This is a genomic window from Luethyella okanaganae, assembly GCF_042660285.1.
Taxonomy (GTDB): Bacteria; Actinomycetota; Actinomycetes; order Actinomycetales; family Microbacteriaceae; genus Luethyella; species Luethyella okanaganae.
Map to the genome: position 1 here is coordinate 79,212 of NZ_JBHSTP010000003.1, position 23,523 is coordinate 102,734.

21 protein-coding genes, 1 tRNA gene and 1 riboswitch are annotated in these 23,523 nt (G+C 66.0%); of the genes, 10 read left to right on the top strand and 12 right to left on the bottom strand.

Annotated features, from left to right (window positions below; genetic code table 11):
• Positions 1–485: 485 nt before the first annotated feature.
• From ACFQB0_RS11730 to ACFQB0_RS11740, 3 genes are all read right to left on the bottom strand, one after another.
• Positions 486–728, bottom strand: coding sequence for a helix-turn-helix domain-containing protein (locus ACFQB0_RS11730; protein ID WP_386731748.1), 243 nt, complete (start codon positions 726–728; stop codon positions 486–488).
• Positions 728–1,348, bottom strand: coding sequence for a DUF2975 domain-containing protein (locus ACFQB0_RS11735; protein ID WP_386731751.1), 621 nt, complete (start codon positions 1,346–1,348; stop codon positions 728–730). The genes ACFQB0_RS11730 and ACFQB0_RS11735 overlap by 1 nt, the downstream gene beginning before the upstream one ends.
• A 160-nt stretch (positions 1,349–1,508) precedes the next feature.
• Entirely contained in the window at positions 1,509–2,492 is a 984-nt protein-coding gene (locus ACFQB0_RS11740; RefSeq protein WP_386731754.1) for a pirin family protein, read from the bottom strand.
• Between the two features lie 301 nt (positions 2,493–2,793).
• On the opposite strand from ACFQB0_RS11740, the gene ACFQB0_RS11745 reads away from it, so the two are divergent.
• From ACFQB0_RS11745 to ACFQB0_RS11765, 5 genes are all read left to right on the top strand, one after another.
• Positions 2,794–5,316 (top strand): ATP-dependent Clp protease ATP-binding subunit, encoded by a 2,523-nt coding sequence (locus ACFQB0_RS11745; RefSeq protein WP_386731756.1) that lies wholly within the window; start codon positions 2,794–2,796, stop codon positions 5,314–5,316.
• A 216-nt stretch (positions 5,317–5,532) separates the two neighbouring features.
• On the top strand, positions 5,533–6,024 hold the full coding sequence (locus tag ACFQB0_RS11750; protein WP_386732801.1) for an amino-acid N-acetyltransferase: 492 nt from the start codon (positions 5,533–5,535) through the stop codon (positions 6,022–6,024).
• Positions 6,025–6,097: 73 nt separating this feature from the next.
• Positions 6,098–6,748 (top strand): hypothetical protein, encoded by a 651-nt coding sequence (locus tag ACFQB0_RS11755; RefSeq protein WP_386731759.1) that lies wholly within the window; start codon positions 6,098–6,100, stop codon positions 6,746–6,748.
• Positions 6,749–6,882: 134 nt separating this feature from the next.
• Complete coding sequence (locus ACFQB0_RS11760) at positions 6,883–7,377, top strand: hypothetical protein (RefSeq protein ID WP_386731760.1); 495 nt, start codon at positions 6,883–6,885, stop codon at positions 7,375–7,377.
• 963 nt (positions 7,378–8,340) lie between these two features.
• Positions 8,341–8,757, top strand: coding sequence for a dehydrogenase (locus ACFQB0_RS11765; protein WP_386731763.1), 417 nt, complete (start codon positions 8,341–8,343; stop codon positions 8,755–8,757).
• Positions 8,758–8,965: 208 nt separating this feature from the next.
• Here ACFQB0_RS11765 and radA read toward each other — a convergent pair whose 3' ends face one another.
• Positions 8,966–10,327, bottom strand: a complete 1,362-nt coding sequence (gene radA, locus ACFQB0_RS11770) for a DNA repair protein RadA (protein WP_386731766.1) — start codon at positions 10,325–10,327, stop codon at positions 8,966–8,968.
• 9 nt (positions 10,328–10,336) lie between these two features.
• On the bottom strand, positions 10,337–11,272 hold the full coding sequence (locus ACFQB0_RS11775; RefSeq protein WP_386731768.1) for an SGNH/GDSL hydrolase family protein: 936 nt from the start codon (positions 11,270–11,272) through the stop codon (positions 10,337–10,339).
• Positions 11,273–11,661: 389 nt separating this feature from the next.
• On the opposite strand from ACFQB0_RS11775, the gene ACFQB0_RS11780 reads away from it, so the two are divergent.
• Positions 11,662–11,751, top strand: a tRNA-Ser gene (locus ACFQB0_RS11780).
• Between the two features lie 126 nt (positions 11,752–11,877).
• Here the strand turns inward: ACFQB0_RS11780 and ACFQB0_RS11785 are convergent.
• From ACFQB0_RS11785 to thiO, 7 genes are all read right to left on the bottom strand, one after another.
• Positions 11,878–12,309 (bottom strand): hypothetical protein, encoded by a 432-nt coding sequence (locus ACFQB0_RS11785; RefSeq protein WP_386731771.1) that lies wholly within the window; start codon positions 12,307–12,309, stop codon positions 11,878–11,880.
• Positions 12,310–12,365: 56 nt separating this feature from the next.
• The gene (locus ACFQB0_RS11790; RefSeq protein WP_386731773.1) at positions 12,366–12,512 is read right to left on the bottom strand and encodes a hypothetical protein; all 147 of its coding nucleotides are present in this window, start codon (positions 12,510–12,512) and stop codon (positions 12,366–12,368) included.
• Between the two features lie 339 nt (positions 12,513–12,851).
• On the bottom strand, positions 12,852–13,355 hold the full coding sequence (locus ACFQB0_RS11795; RefSeq protein ID WP_386731776.1) for a hypothetical protein: 504 nt from the start codon (positions 13,353–13,355) through the stop codon (positions 12,852–12,854).
• A gap of 432 nt (positions 13,356–13,787) precedes the next feature.
• Complete coding sequence (moeB, locus tag ACFQB0_RS11800) at positions 13,788–14,948, bottom strand: molybdopterin-synthase adenylyltransferase MoeB (RefSeq protein WP_386731779.1); 1,161 nt, start codon at positions 14,946–14,948, stop codon at positions 13,788–13,790.
• Positions 14,945–15,727 (bottom strand): thiazole synthase, encoded by a 783-nt coding sequence (locus ACFQB0_RS11805; RefSeq protein WP_386731780.1) that lies wholly within the window; start codon positions 15,725–15,727, stop codon positions 14,945–14,947. Before ACFQB0_RS11805 ends, moeB begins: the two co-directional genes overlap by 4 nt.
• Before the next feature lies 1 nt (position 15,728).
• On the bottom strand, positions 15,729–15,968 hold the full coding sequence (gene thiS / locus ACFQB0_RS11810; protein WP_386731782.1) for a sulfur carrier protein ThiS: 240 nt from the start codon (positions 15,966–15,968) through the stop codon (positions 15,729–15,731).
• Complete coding sequence (gene thiO / locus ACFQB0_RS11815) at positions 15,965–17,167, bottom strand: glycine oxidase ThiO (RefSeq protein WP_386731784.1); 1,203 nt, start codon at positions 17,165–17,167, stop codon at positions 15,965–15,967. Before thiO ends, thiS begins: the two co-directional genes overlap by 4 nt.
• Positions 17,160–17,269, bottom strand: a riboswitch (TPP riboswitch). It overlaps the preceding gene by 8 nt.
• A 32-nt stretch (positions 17,270–17,301) precedes the next feature.
• On the opposite strand from thiO, the gene thiE reads away from it, so the two are divergent.
• The 4 genes from thiE (at position 17,302) to ACFQB0_RS11835 (ending at position 23,309) form a co-directional block, all read left to right on the top strand.
• A complete protein-coding gene (gene thiE, locus ACFQB0_RS11820; RefSeq protein ID WP_386731787.1) occupies positions 17,302–17,961 on the top strand; it encodes a thiamine phosphate synthase in 660 nt (219 codons plus the stop codon).
• 114 nt (positions 17,962–18,075) lie between these two features.
• A complete protein-coding gene (gene thiC, locus ACFQB0_RS11825; RefSeq protein ID WP_386731790.1) occupies positions 18,076–19,746 on the top strand; it encodes a phosphomethylpyrimidine synthase ThiC in 1,671 nt (556 codons plus the stop codon).
• Between the two features lie 360 nt (positions 19,747–20,106).
• Positions 20,107–21,021, top strand: a complete 915-nt coding sequence (fdhD, locus tag ACFQB0_RS11830) for a formate dehydrogenase accessory sulfurtransferase FdhD (protein ID WP_386731793.1) — start codon at positions 20,107–20,109, stop codon at positions 21,019–21,021.
• Entirely contained in the window at positions 21,018–23,309 is a 2,292-nt protein-coding gene (locus ACFQB0_RS11835; protein WP_386731794.1) for an FdhF/YdeP family oxidoreductase, read from the top strand. The genes fdhD and ACFQB0_RS11835 overlap by 4 nt, the downstream gene beginning before the upstream one ends.
• Positions 23,310–23,523: the final 214 nt, after the last annotated feature.

Sequence of the window (23,523 nt, forward strand, 5' to 3'; positions counted from 1 at the left end):
CATGCTCCGCGGGCCTCGATGCGTCTAGGCTCGCGGCGCGACCGGCGCGACCGGCGCGACCGGCGCGACCGGCGCGACCGGCGCGACCGGCGCGACCGGCGCGACCGGCGGGACTGCCGGGACCGGCGGGACCGGCGGGACTGCCGGGTCTGACGCGGGTGCGCTCGGCCGCGCGGCGCGGGCCAGACCGGCTGCTCCGCCACGGAAAGCGCTGAGCCTGGCCGCCAGACGGCTCGGGGGTGGCGATGAGGTCGCGGTCACGCCCTGGGCGGATCCTCGGCCGATTGCATGCCGCGGGCCGGGGTCGCTCACGGACGACCCGTCGGGGCTGCTTCAGACGACGTTCGCACCGTTCTCCGGTGCAGCGTTGTCCGACGTGCAGCTCTCCGACGTGCAGCCCGCACGGTGGGGCCTCGCACACGATCGTGTTCGAGAAGCCGGAGCGATCACGACGACGTTGGGCGGCACCGGTCTCCGGCGTGACGTCATGTCGAAGGCGCTTCGCGGCTGATCACGAGCAGCTCGCCGACCTCGCAGCCGAGGGCGTCGCAGATCGCGCGGAGCGTGGAGAAGCGGATGGCGCGAGCCCTGTCGTTCTTCAGCACGCTGAGGTTCACGACGCTCACGCCGACGAGTTCGCTGAGGCGCGTGAGAGTCATCCCCCGTTCGGCGAGCAGTTCGTCGAGGCGGCAGTGGATCTCGTCGTTCTCCTGTTCGGCCGGCGCCATCAGACGAGTCCTTCGGTCTCGCGCTGCAGTTTCGCCCCGATCTGGAAGGCGACCCCGATCGCGCCGAGCGCGATCGCGACGAACAGCGGCGTCGGCGTGAAGCTGAGGAAGATCGGGTTGTCGTAGCCGTGTTCGCTGAGAGCGGCGAACGCTCCGTTCAGGCTTATCCAGGCGAACAGGTTGCCGACGGCCCAGCCGATCATGATCGTCATCGCGGCGATCATCACGAGCCGGATGTTGGCTCGGCTGAAGGCCTCGCCGCGGATGAGGTTGCGGCAGAAGAGGCAGACGCAGGCGAGGATCGCGCAGATGGTCACCGCGGTCACGATGGCGGACGCGACGAGCGCGAACACCGTGATGCCCGGCATGTCCGACACCCGGATCGTGGCCTCGTCGACGCTCACCGCTACGAGTGATCCCCCCGGCCCGATCGGCAGCTCTGCCGGGGTCTGAATGAACTGCGCCGGGACGGGGACGTCCCGGTTCGGCACGATCTCGAGGATGCGCTGCGCGAGCAAGACGATGGTGACGACGCCGGCGACGATCCCGCCGCCGATGGTCAGAGCGAGCGAGGCGCGATCGCCTCGGGAGATCCCGTTGATTCTGCTGGTATCAGGCATGACAAACTCCATAACGATGATCGATAACAACGATAATCGTTAACATATCGATTATCGTCATGGAGCGCAAATCTTTCGGACCGCGGCGTCACGTTCGCGGCGAACAGCGGCATAGCGAGCTTTCCCGGTGGTACCCGGTGGCACCCGGTGGCAAGTCGTATCAGCCGCGTGGCTTGAGCCGCACCGTCGGCAACTCAGGAGCGGGCAGTGCTCGCCCGGGATAGCCGTCGACGGCACCGAAGCGCCCATCCGCTCTCTCGCCGGCGATGACCTCCCTCTGCCACTGCCCGCGGAACGCGACGATCTCATCGTGACTGCGCCCGATGAAGTTCCACCACATGACGAGTTGCTCGCCGAACGGCTCGCCGCCCAGAAGCACGATGCGTCCGCCATCCTGTCCCGCCCGCAGCCGAACGACGGCTCGACCGGGCTTGAGGTAGGCGAGTTCGGTGCGCGTCGCCGCGGTTCCGTCGAGGTGTACAGGCCCCGCATCCACGAGGATGCCGTGCTCGAAGCCGGGGTCGAGCGGCACGGTGACGTCGGCGTGCGGCGGCAGATCGAGCTGGGCGCCGAGCAGAGGACTGAAGACGGAGGCAGCGCTGCGTGCGCCGGCGAGCTCGCCGATGAACACCCGCACCTCGGTTCCGTCCAGGGTGGCGCGTGCAGCGTCGTGCCGCTCGAAGAATGCGGTCGCGTCGCGCACCCTGCCCGGCAGGGCGATCCAGAGCTGCACACCGTGCAGCGTCGTCGTGCCGGGAGTCGACACCTCCGAGTGCGCGATGCCTCGTCCGGCCGTCATCAGGTTGAGCTCGCCCGGCCGCACCGTCGCACGGCTGCCAACGCTGTCGCGGTGCTCGATCTCGCCTGCGAAGAGCCAGCTCGCGGTCTGCAGTCCGGTGTGCGGATGCGGCGGGACCACCATGCCCCCGGTCGTGCTCACGTCGTCGGGGCCGTAATGGTCGACGAAGCACCAGGCGCCGATCGTGGTGCGCCTGCGCTGGGGCAAGGTGCGGTGAACCGGCATTGCGCGTGGCCCGCCGAGCGGCACTTCGCGCGCCTGAAGGATCTCGACGGCGTCTGGACCGGCCGCTGCCTCGATGTACTCGCAGACCAGCTCCGCCGGCTCGCGTTCGAGGTTGCTCATGGCGGCATCCTATGCCTCCCGAATCCCGGCGGGAGGCATAGCTTGCAGTGGAGGCCGTTTTCATTGGGATCGGCCGCCTCAGCGGGCCATGGCCTCCCCTGGATTCCTCTCGCGCGGGCGAGGAGACGCGCTGTGCTTGGTGGTGACGGCGATACTCATCGTCCTCGCGCGCGGATGCGACGTCCGCAGCGGTCGCGACCAGCCCTCCGCCATGGGCGAACAGCGGCATATTGGGCCGCTGCGCTGGTTACTCTCTTTGTATCGGTGCAGCGTGACGTGCGCGGCGTCGTGAGGAGTGATGATGTTCGAGAGATTTACCGACCGCGCCCGACGCGTCGTCGTCTTGGCTCAAGAAGAGGCCAAGATGCTCAACCACAACTACATCGGAACCGAGCACATCCTGCTCGGTCTGATCCACGAGGGCGAGGGCGTCGCCGCCAAGGCCCTCGAGTCACTGGGCATCTCGCTCGACGCCGTGCGCGAGCAGGTGCAGGACATCATCGGCCAGGGCCAGCAGCAGCCGACGGGGCACATCCCCTTCACGCCTCGCGCCAAGAAGGTGCTCGAGTTGTCGCTGCGGGAGGCTCTGCAACTCGGTCACAACTACATCGGAACCGAGCACATCCTGCTCGGCCTCATCCGGGAGGGTGAGGGCGTCGCAGCCCAGGTGCTCGTCAAGCTCGGCGCAGACCTCAACCGGGTGCGCCAGCAGGTCATCCAGCTACTCTCCGGCTACCAGGGCAAAGAGCAGGTGCAGGTCGGCGCGAACGAGCAGGTGCAGGCTCAGGGCGGTTCGCAGATCCTCGATCAGTTCGGCCGCAACCTCACGCAGGCGGCGCGTGACGGCAAGCTCGACCCGGTGATCGGACGCGAGAAGGAGATCGAGCGGGTCATGCAGATCCTCTCGCGCCGCTCCAAGAACAACCCCGTGCTCATCGGCGAACCCGGTGTCGGCAAGACCGCTGTCGTCGAGGGGCTCGCCCAGGCCATCGTCAAGGGCGACGTGCCCGAGACGCTCAAGGACAAGCAGCTCTACTCGCTCGATCTCGGTTCGCTCATCGCCGGAAGCCGCTACCGCGGCGACTTCGAGGAGCGCCTCAAGAAGGTCACCAAGGAGATCCGCACGCGCGGCGACATCATCGTCTTCATCGACGAGATCCACACCCTCGTGGGTGCGGGCGCGGCCGAGGGCGCGATCGACGCCGCAAGCATCCTCAAGCCGCTTCTCGCCCGCGGCGAGCTGCAGACCATCGGCGCGACGACCATCGACGAGTACCGCAAGCACTTCGAGAAGGATGCCGCCCTCGAGCGCCGCTTCCAGCCGATCCAGGTGGCCGAGCCGTCGCTGCCCCACACGATCAACATCCTCAAGGGCCTTCGCGACCGCTACGAGGCGCACCACAAGGTCTCGATCACGGATGGCGCTATCGTGGCAGCGGCGAACCTCGCCGACCGCTACGTCAGCGACCGCTTCTTGCCTGACAAGGCCATCGACCTGATCGACGAGGCCGGCGCGCGTCTGCGTCTCTCGATCCTTTCGAGCCCACCAGAGCTGCGGGAGTTCGACGAGAAGATCGCCGTGGTGCGCGCCGCCAAGGAGACCGCGATCGAAGACCAGGACTTCGAGAAGGCCGCGAGCCTGCGCGACGAGGAGAAGAACCTCCTCGGCGAGCGCCTGCGGCTCGAGAAGCAGTGGAAGTCCGGCGACGTCAAGACCACGGCCGTCGTCGACGAAGGTCTCATCGCCGAGGTACTGGCTCAGGCGACCGGGATCCCCGTGTTCAAGCTCACCGAGGAGGAGTCGAGCCGGCTCGTCTTCATGGAGAAGGCCCTGCACGAACGGGTCATCGGCCAGGAGGAGGCCATCTCGGCCCTCGCCAAGACCATCCGCCGCACGCGTGCCGGCCTCAAGGACCCGAAGCGCCCCTCGGGCTCGTTCATCTTCGCAGGCCCGACCGGCGTGGGAAAGACCGAGCTCGCCAAGGCGCTCGCCGAGTTCCTCTTCGACGACGAGGCCGCCATGATCTCGCTCGACATGAGCGAATATGGAGAGAAGCACACGGTCTCGCGGCTGTTCGGAGCCCCTCCGGGGTTCGTCGGCTTCGAAGAGGGCGGTCAGCTCACCGAGAAGGTTCGTCGCAAGCCTTTCAGCGTCGTGCTGTTCGACGAGATCGAGAAGGCCCACCCCGACATCTTCAACTCGCTCCTCCAGATCTTGGAGGAAGGGCGTCTGACGGATGGTCAGGGTCGTGTCGTCGACTTCAAGAACACAGTCATCATCATGACGACCAACCTCGGCACGAAGGACATCTCGGGCGGCCCCGTGGGCTTCCAGGTCGAGGGAGACACCGCCACCGACTACGACCGCATGCGCGGCAAGGTGAACGAGGAGCTCAAGAAGCACTTCAAGCCCGAGTTCCTCAACCGTGTCGATGAGATCATCGTGTTCCCGCAGTTGTCGAAGCCGGAACTCCTGCAAATCGTCGACCTGTTCATCAAGCGCCTGAGCGCACGGATGCTCGACCGCGACATGACCGTCGAACTCGCCGTCGCAGCCAAAGAGCACCTCATCGAGGTCGGCTTCGACCCGGCTCTGGGAGCCAGGCCGTTGCGTCGTGCGGTGCAGCGCGAGGTGGAGGACCGGCTCTCGGAGAAGATTCTGCACGGCGACCTCAACCCGGGCGACCATGTGCACATCGACTTCCTGAACGGCGAGTTCGTGTTCACGACCTCCAAGCGTGATCTGCCGGTGACGTCCAGCGTCAATGCGAGCGCCGCCCTCGGAACCGGCCCGGCGACCCCGGACATCGCAATCACCGGTTAGTCGTCGGCGCCGCGAACGGGTCGCGCCTTCTGGCGCGTCCCGTTTTCGGCATCGGCGCCCCTCTTTCTGCATCGCGGCGTGGCTGCGCGACCGAGCTCGCGGTGGCGGCATCCGTAGACTTGCCCAACACCGACGCGAGAGGATACGACCCGAGTGGCTGAGCAGAACCAGCGTGAGACCCGGCGTGAGCACGGCGCGGGCACGGGCGGCTATGACGTGCGCCGGGCGCGCACGGGCGACGTGCCGCGCATCCAGGCGCTCGTCGAACCTCTCGTGCAGCAGCGCATCCTGCTCGGCAAAGACGCGGTCGTGTTCTACGAGGCCGTTCAGGAGTTCCGGATCGCCGAGGGCGACGACGGCGAGCTCATCGGCTGCGGCGCGCTGCACGTCATGTGGCAGGACCTCGCCGAGGTGCGCACACTCGCCGTGGCACCCGAGTGGCTCGGCCGTGGTGTCGGTCATGCGCTGCTGAGTCGCCTGGAGTCGGATGCCCGCGATCTCGGCCTCACCCGGTTGTTCTGCCTCACCTTCGAGGTGGGCTTCTTCGGACGGAACGGCTTTCACGAGATGGGAGACGAGACCGTCGACGCCGAGGTCTACGCCGAGCTCGTGCGTTCGCCCGACGAGGGCGTCGCCGAGTTCCTCGACCTCGCCCGGGTGAAGCCCAACACCCTTGGCAACACCCGGATGCTCAAACAGCTTTCCTGAGCGGAAACCGCGACTCGCGGGCGCGCCGTGTCGCCTGGGCACGATAGCCCTACCCCGTCGTTACCCTAGGGGCATGTCGACGCTCAAGCATCCCGTCGGCCGCCAGTCCAGCAAGGTCTACTGGCGCCGAAGGCTCCTGGTGGGCCTTGGCCTGCTGGCTGTGATCGTCGTCGTCGTCCTCATCGTCGTGCGTCCGGGTTCGAGTTCGGGTGCGCCGGAGCCCGGTGCTACCGGTGGGGTGTCGACATCGACGCCCAGCGGCACGACCCCGCCAGACGGTTCGACCATCCCGACCGAGAACACCGAGGTCGAGGGTGCGGCCTGCGATCCGAAGAAGGTACGTGTCGAGGCGATCACCGATCAGGTCGACTACGACCCGGGTGAGCAGCCGAAGCTTTCGCTGACGATCACGAACACCGGGTCGAAAGCCTGTGTGATCGATGCTGGGACTTCGAAGCAGGTTTTCACGGTCAAGAGTGGTGACGAGGTGTACTGGCTTTCGACCGATTGCCAGCAGAACCCCGTCGATGCGCAGGTGTCGCTCGAGCCGGGCAAGGCGATCAGCTCGAGCACTCCGATCGGGTGGGATCGCACGCGCTCGGCCCCTGAGACCTGCGACGCGACCGACAGACCGGTCGTGCCCGCCGGGGGTGCCTCCTACTACCTCGCGGTGAGCGTCGACGGCATCGAGTCGGCCGATCCGAAGCAGTTCCTGCTCTATTAGCTCTATTAGCGTGTCCCCTTAGCCCATAGGGAAGCAGCGGGACCGGTCCGCGAAGAGTCCACAGAGGGTTCCCGCGGATTGTCCTTGTGCTAGAGCATGTCACCCTATTCGCGCTGAGTGGATAGGGTGATTGCGTGGTGGACGAGCGGCGAGAGACGTTGCGGCGCAAATACCTGAGCCTTGGCGCGGGCGAGCTGGCCGCCGCGGCGGTCTTTGCCGTCGTAGCCGCGAGCGTTGTGATGCCCCGGCTGGAGAGCAGACAGGATTCTGCGGCGCTGTCGTCGGCACTAGTCCCGCTGCTCGTGATCCTTGGGCAGATGGGCGTCTATTGGCTGCTGGCGCGCAACTGGGTGGAACGGGCGCCGATGCCGGCGCCCCTTGTGGGTCTGTACCGTGCGTTTCGGATCCTCGACGTTGTTCTTCTGGTGGCGGGCCTGCTCGGCGTTCTCGTGTGGTTGCCGGTTCATGTCGGTGCAGCGGTGGGCATTGTGACGGTATGGTTTTTTGGCGTTGTCGAATACGTGAACTACTTCGTGGTCCGCCTCGCCTACCCGATCCAACGGTGGCCGTTCATGGTCGGCCAATGGCGGACGCCTCGACTCCTCCAGGATCTGAACTCCGTTCGGTGATCCCGTCCGATGCGGGGATCAGCAGAGTGGAGGGCGCAGCTGATCTCATCACGTCCGAAGATCGAGCACAGCTAGTGGCTCAGCACTCTCTCTGTCTTAGAGCAAAAGCGTCGAGACGACCCTGCCAAACACCGTCGCCCATACACAGCCATCGAACGCCGAGGTCGCACCTCGATGAGGACGGACATGGGCGTCTGTTCGCTGGAGCAGATCTGTCGCACGCTGTCGAAAGGTTCAGAACTCGTCGACAGAAGCTCGTCATGCTAGTCACAGGCTGCCGGGTTCACGCCGTCGAGTATCGTGTTCAGGTGCGGCACGCCGGCTGGCCGTCGGGGTGCATTCGGTCAAGCGCTGCGGCGATCATCCAGCGTTTGTGAACACGGCGTGAGCGCCGACTCGAATGTCGAGACTGCGGTTGTGAGAAACATGGGACATGTCGCGCACGTTTGCCGCCCCGGACGATCCCGCCAAGTCTTCGACTCGGTGTTCGAGCAGATGAGTGTTCGCAATCGCCTCCGGCATCCTGGGCGAGCCTCTGGCCGTCCTCGATACGGGCGATCGTAGCTGCCTGGCGGATTCCGCTCACGGCCATTTCAGTGGGACGCGAAGCCAACCCTGCGTGAGGCCAACGGTTGCTCTCGCGGGCTCGCTCGACATTCCGCGCTACATCCTTCTTCTTATCGTCTTATCGATCGCTGCACGGAAAATACCCACATGATTCTGGGCCACACAAATAAAATGCTAGCAAATTGCATCGATCTAACACATCATCGCATCTTGGACGTGTTCGTCGATCAACACACAAATGACGGTCAGACTGTTGACATCGGAAGAGACTGCCTCTCGTCTACGCAAGGATCCGACGCCATCGTGTCGCATGATCCATCAGGGCAAGCGCCGAAGGTTCGACGAGACCGGGAACCCGCATTTTCTCTAGGTTCGACCGATGATTACGCTGGACTCATGACACAGGCACGAAAGGGGTCGCGCTCCGATTCGAAACGTCTCCTCGTTTTCCGTTCAGAGGCTCTTGCCACGGCGCTGGAGCGACAGGACGTCGCTGCGGTCGCGTTGGCGCTCAGGCACGGCAACACGATTGTGCCTCTGCTCAAAGCCGGTGATCCCGACAAGTCGATCGACTCAGGCGAGGTCTGGATGTATCGTGATCCGAACACGAGCGAGGTCGCGCTGCTGCTGTTCAGCGATGCCGCGAACAAGCCTGCGAACCTGCCGCCGACCGTCGGTCTGTACAGTCCGGATTGGCTGCGCGCCTTTTTGCGTCGGCACGGCGAGGACATCACGATGGTGTTCCTCGACATCGCCGGGCCGTATCCCATGCAAGCCTCGCCCTCCGAGCTGCTTGGCGCACTCGACGCCTGAGCGTTCGAGGATGCCGGAAGAGGTCGCCGAAGCCTGTCGACCGATGGTTTCGGGCTTGGAGCGGCTCGCTTGTTCCGCCTCGGCATCCGCCAGCGTTACTCGTCGTGGTCAGAACTGGTCGAACTCGGGATCTGGCCGATTCAGGATCTGCAAGGCTCACCTGTCGGACTCAGGGCTGTCAGGCCTGTCGGACTCAGACCTGTGGGTCTCAGAACGCGGCGTCGAGCTCGCGCTCGCGCACGTCTTGCACCGAGGCGAATGCTTGCGCGACGGCGGTGTGGACGGTGCCACTGCGGGCGTCGATACGTGTGCGGAAGCCGAGGCGCGCCGCCTCGGCCCCGCGGTGCTTCTCGGAGCTGACCGAGCGGATCTCGCCGGCGAGGCTGATCTCGCCGACGGCCACGACGTTGTGGGCGATGGGTTTGTCGCGTGCGGCCGAGGCGATCGCCAGGGCGATGGCTAGGTCAGCGGCCGGCTCGACGAGTCGCACGCCGCCCACCGTTGAGACGTAGACGTCCATGCCGCCGAGCGGGATGTGGGCTCGCCGTTCGAGCACGGCGATGAGCATGGCCACGCGCGATGCGTCGACCCCGTTCGTGACGCGTCGTGGATTAGGGGCCGGATTGGCCACGACGAGCGCCTGCACCTCGACAGGGAGGGCACGCCTGCCCTCGAGGGCGACGGTCACGCACGTGCCAGAGATCGGGTCGCTACCGCGGCTGAGGAAGAGCCCGCTCGGGTCGGTGACCTCGGCGATGCCGTCGCCGGTCATCTCGAAGCAGCCCACCTCGTCGGTGGGCCCGAAGCGGTTCTTCAAAGCGCGCACGAAACGGAGGGCCGTCTGGCGGTCGCCCTCGAACTGGCAGACCACGTCGACGAGATGCTCGAGCAGGCGCGGGCCGGCGATCGAGCCGTCTTTCGTGACGTGGCCGACGAGCAGCACAGGGAGGTTGCGATCCTTGGCGACCCGGATGAGGGTCGAAGCCACTTCTCGCACCTGTCCTGGCTGCCCGGCGAGGCCGTCCGAGAGCGAGCTCGAGACGGTCTGCACGGAGTCGACGATCACGAGCTGCGGCTCGACGGAGTCGATCTGCCCGAGGATCGTGGCGAGATCGGTCTCGGAGGCGAGGAAGAGGGTCGGCTCCAGGGCGCCCGTGCGCTCGGCGCGCAGCCGCACCTGGTGCACGGACTCCTCGGCGCTCACGTAGAGCACGCGCCGCCCGGTTGACGCGGCGCGAGCGGCGACCTCCAGTAGCAGGGTCGACTTGCCGACCCCGGGTTCGCCACTCAACAGGATGGCGGCACCCGGTACGATTCCGCCGCCGAGAACCCGGTCGAACTCGCCGATTCTGCTCGGCCAGTGCTGAACGGAATCCGTCGTGATCGTCGTGATCGGTCGTGCCGAGCGGTCATCGGACACGATGACGGGTTTGAGCGAGCGCACGATCCCGACCTGGTCGGCGACGTCGAGCACCGTTCCCCACTGCTGGCACTCGCCGCAGCGGCCGACCCAGCGGACGCTCGTCCAACCGCACTCCGCGCAGCGGAAGGTGGAGGTGGGGCGGGCCATGTGGCGAGCTTAGCCCGAGCTTCCGACAACGGCGGCAACGGCGTCCGACGGCTTGGGAAAACGCTTGGCGAGCGCGGCTGCGAGGGAGGGGATGAAGGCATCCGCCCACACCCGGTACCCGTGATCGTTCGGGTGGAACATGTCCTGTGCGAACTGGGTGAGGATACCGAGGAGACCCTGCCGCCTCGTGGTCTCGTGCAGTGGAACGACCGTGAGCCCGAACTCTGCGGCGATCCGGCGCAGGATGCGATTTGCGCGGGCCACGGTGCGCTCGTTGTGCGGCAGATGGAAGCATGGGAGGTCTGCCACGAGGGCATGGGAGGGCAAGGCCGAGAAGATCTCGCGGATGCCGTCGGCGAAGTGGGCGCCGTTCCACTGCGCGACGTCGTTGGCACCGATCGACACGGTCACGACATCCGGCTGCAAGGCTACGAAGCATGGGAGCTGGTCGCGCACGGCCAGCGCGACCGTCGCCCCGGAGACGCTCAGATTCACGACACGCAGACTGCGGCCGGTCACTGAACGCATGCGCGCGGCGAGCACGCCGACATAGCTGGCATCTGGGCGGCTGGCGCCAATGCCTTGCGCAGCGCTGTCGCCGATGGCGACGTAGAGCAACTCGCCGCGTTTCTTGGCATGGTCTCGCCACCACTTCGAGTGCACGGGCAAGGTTTCGCTGAGTACCGCGGCGTTCTCGGCCATGCGTGCGCGGAAGCGAGGCCAGCCGAGAGCGCCGAGCATGGCCGTGAGCGCGAGGGAGAAGCCGGCGACGACGGCCTGGACGGTGGCGTCGACAGGGCGACGGATGCCGCGGTCGAGCACCTGCGACCTTGGTTCGCGGGTTCGGGGGTTGCGCGGTGTGCCGGATCGGGCGATGGGCACGCGCTGAAGAGGCCGGATCGGGCGGAGGACCGCGCGGTCGGTCTCGTGGGGGGAAACAGACACGAAATGAAGATAGTCCTCGAATCCGAGCGCCCCCTGATCGTTTGCTGCATATATCTGGTGTGACCGGCCGTGTGAGATCCGAGACCACGCCGGATGTCGGTCACTCCGGTGATCGCGCCCGCCCGGGGTGGGCGCCACCATTTCTCGCACTCGAATCGTTCGCATGCTCGTGGCTCCGTCGCGCGCTACCGGCGCTGCGCCCGGCCGCCGCCCTGAGCTCGGCTGGTAGCGTCGAGCGAGCCGGATGCGACCGTCTCTGCTCGTGAGTTTGCGCGTTTCGCGGAGTTGCGGCTCATGTACGGCACGGGTGCCGTACGCAACGACGGGGCTTGTGCCATCATCCGCGCCCTGATTCGCGCAGAAGGTCATGCTCAACTAAACTCGTCCGCGGTACCGTGTCCGAGCGGCCGAAGGTGCAACTCTCGAAAAGTTGTGTGGGTGAAAGTCCACCGTGGGTTCAAATCCCACCGGTACCGCCATGAAAACGCCCCGAGATCCCTTGTAAACACTGGGATCCGGGGCTTTTCGCATGTGTAGGGAAAAAGAGGGTAGCCCCCGGTCGCCCAAGGCGACCGGGGGCCATGTTGAGGATCCGTGGCTCGGTGTTACGCGGGTCGGGAGCGCAGTCTCAACGCGGACACGCTGGCCATCACGGCGCCGACGAGCACCGGGTAGCCGCTCGCTGCGCCGAAGGCCACCGCATTGAACGGATTCAGCCAATCCGAACCCGACGCCGACCATCCGATTCGCGCTGCCACAACGGCGGCCACCACGAGGACGATGACAACGCCGGCCGTCAGGCCGACGACGGGCCAGCGCCACGCAATGGCGACCACGAGGGCGCCGACGAGAGCGATCAACGCCAGGGTCAAAGGATTGACCGTGAAGTTCCCAGGGACTTGCGCCGTCGCGACCACCGCGATGACGTAGTAGACAACGACGCCCGTGAGGACACCGAGTACCAACGACACGGCGATCTTGGAACCGCTCAATCGTGCACGACCCAACTCAGCAGGGGAATCCGATACGACCATCATGCCTCCTTGTCACGCATCAGTTTCGGCGTCAACCGGGATTGCACGCTAGATTGACGTCAGGCGACAGCGCCGCGATAGACGAGCCGATTGCGTTCTCCGAATGCCAGGTCGTAGATCCGCTGCTCTGACATGCCCGGGTAGTTGACCAGGACACCGTAGCGCCCGGGGTGACCGACACCGTCACGAAGGATCGCTGGTACCACCAGGGCCACGCAAACGACGAAAGGATGCCGTTGACGGATGCCGTTTGGGCACACCCCGAGCTGATCCCGTGGGAATGCCGCGACCGAGCGTACCCTGAGGAGACGTAGGGGGTCTCGACTGAAGAAGTTGACGTGCACGAAAGTGTGATGGCCTGTTGCGTCACCACGCCGTCGCTGTAATTCACCTGCACCGCCTCTCCCACTGCCAACTCGACTCCGGGCGGGAGAGGAATCGGGACATACGGCTCAGTCGTGACTCCTGTCGATTGCCGCGTCTTCGCCGCAGTCGCCTGAATCGGCATGCTCTCGAAGGTTCGATCGACGACGCGAACCGCCCCGTCATCCGCGTTGGGGCCACGCGCCGTGCCGTTCACAACCACGGAATCCGGCGTGTCCGGCAACCTGATGGCCGGGTACAGCTAGCGCGGCCTCCATCGCGCGGACATTGCGCACGATCTGTGCGGCGTTGCCGGTGTCGCGGTCACCCAGCTCCGCCTCGGCGATTGCTCGCGCGCCGCTGGTCAGGTTCTCGATCTCGGAAGACGATGCTGACTCCGTGCGAAGTAGGATCGACGCGAAAGGAAGTCCTCCTGGTCCAACTTCTGCATCGAATCGAGTGAGAAGCTGAGTCGCCTCGTCGATATCGGTGGCGAGGTCGCCGGGGATATCGATTGAGAGATGTGCGATCGCCGGGACCATGGCAGATGAGTACGGCCGGTGGATGCGATCGCGTTGCGCCCGTGTGAGGTCATCGCTGTTGAAGCGGGAGAGCCACGGATGTTGCTCGGTCGTGAGTGGCGGCCAGCGGAGCGAGTCCGGTGCGTTCGATTTACCATTGGACATGGCTTTACCCGCCCTCCTCAGCGATTTGCCGGTGCGCCTTATTTTCATTTAGTAGTCTAAGTTAAATAAGGTGGTTCGCTATTGTCACTTCTGATCCGACAAGTGTTACGTGTCAGGACATCTCCGACAGTTCTGTATCAATAGATCTCTGACACTTTTGGGTCGTTTGGCTCTGACACTTCTCCTCGATCTTTGAGGGATGAGCCGCATTGAACCCGTTATCCTCGCGTCCGTCTCGCCATCGTTCGGTCGCACGGTATCTTCTGCGGCGTGGTTCGCCTACGTTCGGTCCTTGACGACAGCGACGCCCTTGATCGTGACATTCCAGTTGTGAAGGTCGCCTACGTGACTCGCCGCCAGGAGTCGCAGACACCGCTGTCGGTCAGGGCGTCTCGTGCTACCTGGCCGGGCCGCCGTCGGCGGGGGTCGTCGTCAATAGGCGCGACCGGGCGCGACGATCCGGACCCATTCGAGGATGCCTCCCGTGACCTGCGTGGCGTGCGTGAACCCGGCTCGGGCGAGGGCGTCAACGGCCTGCGCCGAGCGCAGACCCGCTTTGCAGTATACGTAGAGCTCGCGATCCCGGGGCAGGTCGGCCAGCGCTGCTCCGGCGACCAGATCTGCGAGTGGCACGGAGCGGGAACCCGGAATGCTCACGATCTCTCGTTCGCCGGCCTCACGGACGTCGATCAGGTCGAAATCCGCCCGTCCGGCTGCCCGTTCGTCGAGCAGGGCGCGCAACTGCTCGACCGTGATCGCATCCCGGTCATCCGCGCCCGACGTCGTTCCGCAGAACGCATCGTAGTCGGCGAGCATCGTCACGGGGGAGGCGTCGGGGTCTCTCTCGAACTCGATCTCGCGCCAGCTCGCGGTGAGCGCGTCGAACAGCTGCAGCCGTCCGAGGAGCGGGGACCCGATGCCCGTGATCAGCTTGACCGCCTCGCTCGCCATCACTGCTCCGATCACACCACACACGGCCCCCAGAACCCCGGCCGTGCCACAGCTCGGCACAGACCCGGGCTCGGGTGGCTCGGGGAAGAGGTCGCGGTAGCTCGGACCGTGCGGTGCCCAGAACACGCTGACCTGGCCGGCGAAGCGCAGCACCGCACCCCAGACATCCGGGACGCTCGCGAAGGCCGCCGTGTCACTGACCAGATACCGGGTCGCGAAATTGTCGGAGCCGTCGACGACGAGGTCGTAGCCGGACACGAGTTCGAGGGCGTTGGCCGCATCCAGCCGAAACGCATGGGTCTCGACATCGACGAGGGGATTCACCTCGGCGATAGCGGACCGCGCCGAATCCACCTTCAGCCGACCCAGGTCGCCGGTGCCGTGGATGACCTGCCGTTGCAGATTGCTCACCTCGACCACGTCGTCGTCGACGACGCCGATCGTGCCGACCCCGGCGGCGGCCAGGTAGAGCAGCGCCGGCGAGCCGAGGCCACCAGCGCCGACCACGAGCACGCGCGCGTTCGCCAGGCGGCGTTGCCCGAGCACGCCGAACCCTGGCAGCATCAGGTTGCGCGAAGACCGTTCCACCTGCGCCGGATCGAGGTCAGGCCCTGGCTCTCCGAGTGGCGGCAGTGAATTCACAGGTCCGGCCGCCCCTCCATGCTCGACGAGGCCAGCGCAAGCTCACGGCGCGGGATGCGCCCCGCCTGCGATGCAAGGCGCCCGGCCTTCACCGCGTGGCTGAAGGCGCGTGCCATTCGGACGGGATCCTGCGCCCGTGTCACCGCCGTCGCCAGCAGCACGGCGTCGCATCCCAGTTCCATCGCCAGCGCCGCGTCCGACGCAGTGCCAATACCCGCATCGAGGACGACGGGCACACCGGCGCGCGAGACGATCAGCTCGATGTTGTGGGGGTTCAGGATGCCGAGGCCGGTTCCGATCGGCGCGCCGAGCGGCATGACGGCGACAGCGCCCACCTGTTCCAGGCGTCGCGCGACGACCGGGTCGTCGTTCGTGTATGCGAACACCGAGAATCCGCGGGCAGTCAACATTTCAGTGGCTTCGACGAGCTCAATCGGATCGGGCAGCAGCGTCTCTTCGTCGGCGATGACTTCGAGTTTGACCCAGTTCGTCTCGAGCGCCTCACGCGCGAGCTCTGCGGTGAGCACCGCATCCCGTGCCGTGAAGCAGCCGGCCGTATTCGGCAGTACCCGGATTCCCAAGCCTTCGACGATCTCGAACAATGATCCGGCGGTGGTCGGGTCATACCGGCGCAGGGCGACGGTGGTCAGCTCGGTGCCAGAGGCGATGAGGGCGTCAGCGAGCCCGTCGAGACCTGGTGCGCCTCCCGTGCCCATGATCAGGCGGGAGCCGAGGGTCACGCCGTCGATGATGAGCGGGTCGTCAGTGGTGTCCTGCATGTCAGCCTCCTTGTACTGCGCCGACGATTTCGATGTCGTCGCCGTCCTGAAGTCCGGTCGTCGCCCAGGTGGTGCGTGACACCACAGCAGAGTTGCGTGCAACCGCGATGCCGAGGCGTCCGCCGTCGGCGGAGTGCCCGTCGGCCCTGACCTTGCGACCGGTGACTTCGGCGACGAGTGCGGACAGCGTCGATCCCGGTGCCAGCGTGCGCGGGCTTCCATTGAGGCGGATGGTGATCATACGGGCTCCTTGCTCTTCGCTTGCGAGAAGCGGTCGGGGTGGAATGCATCGAGGCTCGAAGGACTCTCGCCGTCGACGACTCGTCGGCAGAGGTCGGCGGCGACCGGGCTCAGCAATACGCCGTGGCGATAGAAGCCGGTCGCGACGACAAGCCCGGCGATGGACTCGCCGTCGGTGTCGCGCATGCGTCCGAGCAGGGGTGCGTTGTCCCGGGTTCCCGGTCGCGCCCGCGCGGTGACCTCCACGAGTTCTAGCTCTGCCACCGCAGGAGCCAGGGCCTGCGCATCCCGCAGCAACTGGTACACGCCGCCTGCGGCAACGCCGGAAAGGCCGTCTTCGCGTGAGGTCGCGCCGACCACGAGCGTGCCGTCATCCCTTGGGACAAGGTACACAGGGTGACCGCGCACGACCCCGCGCACGGTCGCCGTGAGCAGTGGGCGCAGGCGGTCAGGGACGCGCAGCCGGAGGATGTCCCCGTGCACAGGGCGAAGCGCCGATTCGAGAGGCGCGAGCAGACCGCCGAGGCCGGATGCGCCGAGCCCGTTGGCGACGATCACCTCGCCTGCGAGAACCCCGCTCCCGTCGTCGAGTGCGACTCCGGTCACGCGAGCGTTCTCGCCCGGCTCCGCCCGCAGCAACGCGACCGCCGATGCTCGCACGAGTGAGCCGCCCCGTGACCCGATCGCGGCGATGAGTTGCCTGCACACACGACGCGGATCGACCTGATGATCGGCCGCGACGTGAAAAGCACAGGAGAGGCTCGGCGAGAGCATGGGCTCGATCCGTCGCGCCTCGCGCACCGACAACGGCTCGACCTCGAGGCCGTGCCGCGCCTGCGCCGCTCGCAGATCCGTGAGTGCCCGCTTGTCGGCTGCGTCCAGTCCGAGCACGAGGGTCTGCGCCGTTCGATACCCGGTGTCCCGGGTGCCCTCGGGCAATGAGTCCAGAAGGCCCGGCCAGAGCTGGGCGGACTCCAGCATCAGTGCGAGCAACGCGTCTTCTTGGTAGTGGAGCTCGCTCACGGCTGCGAGCATTCCGGCGGCCGCGTAGCTCGCTCCGCCGGCGGGGTCCGGGTCGATCACACGAACGGTGCGGTCGGACCGCACGAGCTCCCAGGCGATCATGAGCCCGACGATTCCGCCGCCGACTACGGCGACGTCGGCGCGGGGTTCGCCGTTCGGGTGCGATGCAGCGTGCATCCTGTTCCTTCCCTACGCCGGTACGAACCGGATCAGGTCAAGCGGTCGGCGCCGAACGCCCTCTCAGCCCCAGTGAAGGGTGGGGCTCCCGCAGTAATGGCATCGAGTCTAGTCGTGCAGCTTAGGGTGATGACGTGCCTATCGCCTTTGCCCAGCTCTATCTCTGCACCGACGCCCGCAGCCGCCAGAACGACTTCGCCGACTTCGTCGACGCGGCATATGCCGGAGGCGTCGACATCGTCCAATTGCGTGACAGATCCCTCGGAGCAGCCGAAGAACTGCGGCACCTCGCGGTGCTCGCGGGGGTCGCCGCCCGCCATGGAAAGCTCTGGGCGGTGAACGACCGCGCCGACATCGCGGCCGTTTCCGGCGCGCCCGTGCTCCATCTCGGCCAGCAAGACCTTCCGATCGACGGTGCGCGGTCCCTTCTGAGCCCCGCCGTCCAGGTGGGGCTCTCCACCCACTCGACAGATCACGTGGATGCGGCGCTCAGATCCGCCGACCTCGGCTACTTCTGCGTCGGCCCGGTGTGGGCGACCCCCACGAAGCCTGGGCGAGCGGCTGTGGGACTCGAGCTGGTCCGCTACGCTGCGCGGAGGTCACGCGAGACGGGCGACGCCCGTCCCTGGTTCGCCATCGGGGGCGTCGACCTCGAAACAATGCCGCAGGTGATCGATGCGGGCGCCACGCGAATCGTCGTCGTGCGCGCCATCACCGAAGCCTCCGACCCCCGAGCCGCTGCTCAAACGCTTCGCGCGATGCTTCCACCCATCGCTGCGCGCGTCACGGGGTAGACTGCCGGAAGTCACGTAACCGCGGGAGTTCGTACCAGCGAACTGAGAGGACGACTGAAGGGTCGTCGACCGTAGAACCTGTCCGGGTAATGCCGGCGTAGGAAGAGGAGAACGATGCCATTCAGCGACGCGCAGAACCAGTCAGCCGTCACGACCGGACCCGTGTTCGGCAGCGGCAAACGGTACGAACCGGTGCCGGGTCGGCCTGGGATGTCCATCCCGGTGCGACGAGTGAGCCTGTCCAACGGTGAGCATTTCGACCTGTACGACACCTCGGGTCCCTACACAGACGACACCGCGGAGATCGACGTCGAGTCGGGTCTGGCGCCGATGAGGACGGCGTGGGAGCACCCGGAACCGATCGATGGGGCGGCGACCCAGCTGGTGTGGGCACGCGCTGGGATCGTCACCCCGGAGATGGCGTACATCGCCGCTCGTGAAGGTGTCGGTGAAGAGCTTGTGCGCGATGAGGTCGCCAGAGGGCGAGCCGTCATCCCGGCCAACCACAAGCATCCTGAGAGCGAGCCGATGATCATCGGCAAGGCGTTCGCCGTGAAGATCAACGCGAACATCGGCAATTCGGCTGTCACCTCCTCTATATCGGAGGAGGTGGAGAAGATGGTGTGGGCTGCGAGGTGGGGCGCGGACACGCTCATGGACCTGTCGACGGGGAAGGACATCCACACCACCCGCGAATGGATCCTGCGGAACTCGCCCATCCCGGTCGGAACCGTTCCGATCTACCAGGCGCTGGAGAAGGTCAAAGGCGACCCGACCGCGTTGACGTGGGAGATCTACCGGGACACCGTCATCGAACAGTGTGAGCAGGGCGTCGACTATATGACGGTGCACGCCGGCGTCCTGCTGCGCTATGTTCCGCTCACCGCGAAGCGGGTCACCGGGATCGTCTCGCGGGGCGGCTCGATCATGGCCGCCTGGTGCCTCGCGCACCATACGGAGAGCTTTCTTTACACGCATTTCGTGGAATTGTGCGAGATCTTCCGCACGTACGACGTCACGTTCTCGCTGGGCGACGGACTGCGCCCAGGGTCCATTGCGGATGCGAACGACGAGGCGCAATTCGCTGAGTTGCGAACCCTCGGGGAGCTGACGAAGATCGCCAAGTCGCATGGCGTGCAGGTGATGATCGAAGGTCCCGGCCATGTGCCGATGCACAAGATCGTCGAGAACGTGCGCCTGGAGGAGGAACTGTGCGAAGAGGCCCCGTTCTATACGCTGGGCCCGCTCGCCACCGACATCGCGCCCGCCTATGATCACATCACCTCGGCGATCGGCGCGGCGATGATCGCCCAGGCCGGCACGGCCATGCTCTGCTACGTGACGCCGAAGGAGCACCTCGGGCTGCCCAACCGCGACGACGTCAAGACCGGTGTGATCACGTACAAGATCGCCGCCCACGCCGCGGACCTGGCCAAAGGGCATTCGCGAGCGCAGGAACGTGACGATGCGCTCAGCCGGGCACGGTTCGAGTTCCGCTGGAACGATCAGTTCGCTCTTTCCCTCGATCCGGACACGGCGCGTAGTTTTCACGATGAGACCCTGCCGGCAGAGCCCGCGAAGACGGCGCACTTCTGTTCGATGTGCGGACCGAAGTTCTGTTCCATGCGGATCTCGGCGGATGTGCGAGCCTATGCGGAGGAACACGGTCTGTCGAGCGCAGAAGCGATCGAGGCGGGAATGGCGCACAAGTCGGCCGAGTTCGCACGAATGGGCGGCTCCGTGTACCTGCCTCTGCTCGCTAAGAGCGAATCTGCCAGGACGTAGTAAGCGGGTAGCGTGTCGGGCCGGGACTCGCGGTGCCGCATCGTGTCCTGATGCACTGGCGAATCACATGGGAGTCGAGAGGGGCCGCGATCGACTCGACCCTTGAGATCGTCGCACGCCCTGTCGAAGACAGGCACGCAGCTCGAGGTGATCCACGGGAATGTGCCAGCCTCCTGGCGACAGTTCCCTGACCGGCCTGAGTTCCCTGACCGGCCTGAGTTCCCTGACCGGCCTGAGCGCTCGGTCGGCATCCATCGTCACCGGAAGTCCCGCGAGGCTTCCTTCCGACTCGGTCCGCACAGGGCATCGCGGCCGGCAGCCGTGATTGTGTCGCCGGCCTCCGAGTGCTAAAGATGAACAATGGGCAGGATAACGGTGCGGCGTCGCATCACCCGAATCACCGTGGGTTCGCCCCCGTCGCATCGTGAAGACGTGCTCGCGGCCGAAGAGCCGCTCGAGATCAGGGTCGGTGGGAGCGCCCTGGCTATCACCATGCGGACCCCGGGACACGACTTCGAACTCGCAGCCGGGTTTCTGGTGTCCGAGGGTGTCATCTCGCGAAGCGAGCATTTCGGCGCGGCCCGGTATTGTGCCGGAGCGACGACCGACGGCGAGAACACCTACAACGTGGTCGATGTGACGCTGGGGGCCGGAGTGGCCGCACCGAGCCCGAGCCTCGAGCGCAATTTCTATACGACGAGTTCGTGTGGGCTGTGCGGCAAGGCGAGTATCGAGGCGGTGCGGACCCACTCGGCGTACCCGGTGCGCGACGACCGGCTGCGCATCTCGGCCGAGACGCTCGTTGGCTTTCCCGATCGGCTGCGGTCCGGTCAGAGCGTGTTCGACAAGACCGGCGGCTTGCATGCCGCCGCTCTCTTCGACGGCGCGACCGGCGAGATGCTGGTGCTCCGCGAAGATGTCGGGCGCCACAACGCGGTCGACAAGGTGATCGGCTGGGCCGTGACGAACGACCTCCTGCCGTTGCGTGGCACGGTGCTGATGGTGTCGGGGCGCGCGAGTTTCGAGCTGGCCCAGAAGGCGTCGATGGCGGGCATCCCTCTTCTGGCTGCGGTCTCGGCACCCTCATCGCTGGCCGTCGAGCTCGCCTCGGAGATCGGGATGACCGTGGTCGGCTTCCTCCGGGGGAGCTCGATGGTCGTGTACAGCTTCGACGAACGCGTCACGGCTGGGGCACCGGTCGAACCCGGGACCACTGACCCTGAACTCCATGAAGCGCGCGGCGCCGCACAAGCTGGGAAGGTACCCACCCTATGACCAAGAAGCCTCTGAACGACGGGTCGAGCTACCCGGATCTCACCGTCGGCCCGATCAAGCACGAGGCCGTCGGGCTGCCAGGGATCTTCCATTCGATGGAACCGGCGCTCACCAAGCTCGGTCCGGCACGCACCGCGAGACTGCTCACGTCGATCAATCAGAAAGACGGCTTCGACTGCATGAGCTGTGCGTGGCCCGACCCCGACAAGCGCAAAGCGCTGGAGTTCTGCGAGAACGGAGCGAAAGCAGTGACCTGGGAGGCGACGCCGGTCACCGTGCCGACCGGCTTCTGGGCCGAGAACTCCGTCACCGAGCTTCTCGACAAGTCGGAGTACTGGTTGGGAATGCAGGGGCGCCTGGTCGAGCCGGTGTACAAGCCCGCCGGCGAAGACCACTACGCTCCGGTGACGTGGGAGAAGGCATTCGAGCTGATTGCCGGCAAACTGAACGGACTCGACTCCCCTGATCGCGCGGCGTTCTACACGAGCGGACGGACGGCCAATGAGACCGCGTTCATCTACCAGCTGTTCGTGCGCGCTTTCGGCACCAACAACCTGCCCGACTGCTCGAACATGTGTCACGAGTCGACCGGAACCGCTCTTGTCGAGACGATCGGCATCGGCAAGTCGACGATCGCCTATGACGACTTCGAGCACACCGACCTCATCATCATCATGGGGCAGAACCCGGGCACCAACCATCCGCGTATGCTCACAGCGCTGGAGGACGCGAAGAGGTCGGGGGCGACGATAGTCGCGGTGAACCCGTTGCCCGAGCCGGGACTGATCCGCTACAAGAACCCGCAGACCGTGCGCGGGCTGATCGGCCGCGGCACCGCGCTCGCCGACCAGTTTCTGCACATCCGCTCCGGCGGTGACATGGCGCTTCTGCAGGCCGTCGCTAAGCGGGTGCTCGACGCGGAAGACGCCAAGCCCGGAACGGTGCTCGATCACCAATTCCTCGACGAATACACGCTTGGGCTGGATGAGCTGAAGGCGCACCTCGCGCACCTCGACGAAGCAGACGTGCTCGCGGCCACCGGCCTCGCGTCGGAGGAGATCGACGAGCTCGCCGACCGGTACATCCGCGCCGATCGCACGATCATCACCTGGGCGATGGGCCTGACCCAGCAGAAGAAGGCGGTCGAGACCCTGCGAGAGCTGATCAACCTGCTGCTGCTGCGCGGAAACATCGGAAGACCGGGGGCAGGGGCATCGCCCATCCGCGGCCATAGCAATGTGCAGGGCGACCGAACCATGGGCATCTGGGAACAGATGAGCGACACCTTTCTCGACGCGATCGAACACGAATTCGGCTTCAACCCTCCCAGGAAGCACGGCACGGATGCCCTGCAGACCATCACGGCGATGCAGCGCGGAGAGATCTCCGTCTTCATCGCCCTGGGCGGCAACTTCGTCGGGGCGATCTCCGACACGGCTGCCGCAGAGGCCGCGGTGCGCGGAACCGAGCTGACGGTCCAGGTCTCGACCAAGCTGAACCGCTCGCACGTCGTGACCGGCGAAGCCGCACTGATCCTGCCGACTCTCGGTCGCACCGAGGTCGATCTGCAAGAAACCGGACCGCAGTTCGTCTCGGTCGAGGACAGCGTGTGCGCGGTGCACGGCTCACACGGGCGCATCCCGCCGGTCGCGCCAGGCATCCTCTCCGAGGTCGCGATCGTCAGCCGGCTCGCCCACGCCACCCTCCGCGACACGATCGACATCGACTGGGCCGGCTTCGAACGCGACTACGACATCATTCGTGAGCACATCAGCCATGTCGTGCCCGGCTTCGAGAACTTCAACACGGATGTGCGCCGCAAGGGCGGCTTCGTGCTGCCCAATGGCCCCCGCGACTCCCGTACCTTCGACACCGCGACCGGTAAGGCCATGATCACCGTCAACCACCTCGAGTCGATCGAGCGCCCTGAGGGCCGGCTGATTCTGCAGACCATGCGAGCGCACGACCAGTTCAACACGACGATCTACAGCCTCAACGACCGCTACCGAGGCATCAAGAACGGCCGAGACGTCATATTCGTCAACCCAGACGATATAGCGGAACTCGGTCTGCGCGACGGCCAGCGTGTCGACATCTTCAGCGAATGGAAGAACGAACCAGACCGGGTGCTGCGCAACTATCGTGTCGTGGCGTACCCGACGGCGAGGGGATGCGCTGCGGCCTACTACCCCGAGGCGAATGTGCTGATACCGCTCGCCAGCGCCGCCGACCGCAGCAACACGCCGGTCTCGAAGGCGATCCTCGTTCGCCTCGAGCCGGCTGGGTAGCCTTCCTTCGCAGGCGACGCGTCAAGCCGGGGTGGAGGCGGCCATTCTCGCGACCGGTCGCGCCGAGGGCCTCGGAGTGGCCGAGGAGCTGGAGCTCCTGGCAGGTTTTCCTCGATTTCGGTGCGGCGCGTGGCTTCCATGACGAGACCTTGCCGGCGGAGCCTGCGAAGTCAGCGCATTTCTGCTCGATGTGCCGCAGTCTCTGTGGGCCTGA

Bases quoted from the DNA above. Each gene is read 5' to 3' on its own strand.
- ACFQB0_RS11730 (WP_386731748.1), bottom strand. From the start codon at position 728: ATGGCGCCGGCCGAACAGGAGAACGACGAGATCCACTGCCGCCTCGAC.
- ACFQB0_RS11735 (WP_386731751.1), bottom strand. From the start codon at position 1,348: ATGCCTGATACCAGCAGAATCAACGGGATCTCCCGAGGCGATCGCGCC.
- ACFQB0_RS11740 (WP_386731754.1), bottom strand. From the start codon at position 2,492: ATGAGCAACCTCGAACGCGAGCCGGCGGAGCTGGTCTGCGAGTACATC.
- ACFQB0_RS11745 (WP_386731756.1), top strand. From the start codon at position 2,794: ATGTTCGAGAGATTTACCGACCGCGCCCGACGCGTCGTCGTCTTGGCT.
- ACFQB0_RS11755 (WP_386731759.1), top strand. From the start codon at position 6,098: ATGTCGACGCTCAAGCATCCCGTCGGCCGCCAGTCCAGCAAGGTCTAC.
- ACFQB0_RS11765 (WP_386731763.1), top strand. From the start codon at position 8,341: ATGACACAGGCACGAAAGGGGTCGCGCTCCGATTCGAAACGTCTCCTC.
- radA (WP_386731766.1), bottom strand. From the start codon at position 10,327: ATGGCCCGCCCCACCTCCACCTTCCGCTGCGCGGAGTGCGGTTGGACG.
- ACFQB0_RS11785 (WP_386731771.1), bottom strand. From the start codon at position 12,309: ATGATGGTCGTATCGGATTCCCCTGCTGAGTTGGGTCGTGCACGATTG.
- ACFQB0_RS11795 (WP_386731776.1), bottom strand. From the start codon at position 13,355: ATGTCCAATGGTAAATCGAACGCACCGGACTCGCTCCGCTGGCCGCCA.
- ACFQB0_RS11805 (WP_386731780.1), bottom strand. From the start codon at position 15,727: ATGCAGGACACCACTGACGACCCGCTCATCATCGACGGCGTGACCCTC.
- thiS (WP_386731782.1), bottom strand. From the start codon at position 15,968: ATGATCACCATCCGCCTCAATGGAAGCCCGCGCACGCTGGCACCGGGA.
- thiO (WP_386731784.1), bottom strand. From the start codon at position 17,167: ATGCACGCTGCATCGCACCCGAACGGCGAACCCCGCGCCGACGTCGCC.
- thiC (WP_386731790.1), top strand. From the start codon at position 18,076: ATGCCATTCAGCGACGCGCAGAACCAGTCAGCCGTCACGACCGGACCC.
- fdhD (WP_386731793.1), top strand. From the start codon at position 20,107: ATGGGCAGGATAACGGTGCGGCGTCGCATCACCCGAATCACCGTGGGT.
- ACFQB0_RS11835 (WP_386731794.1), top strand. From the start codon at position 21,018: ATGACCAAGAAGCCTCTGAACGACGGGTCGAGCTACCCGGATCTCACC.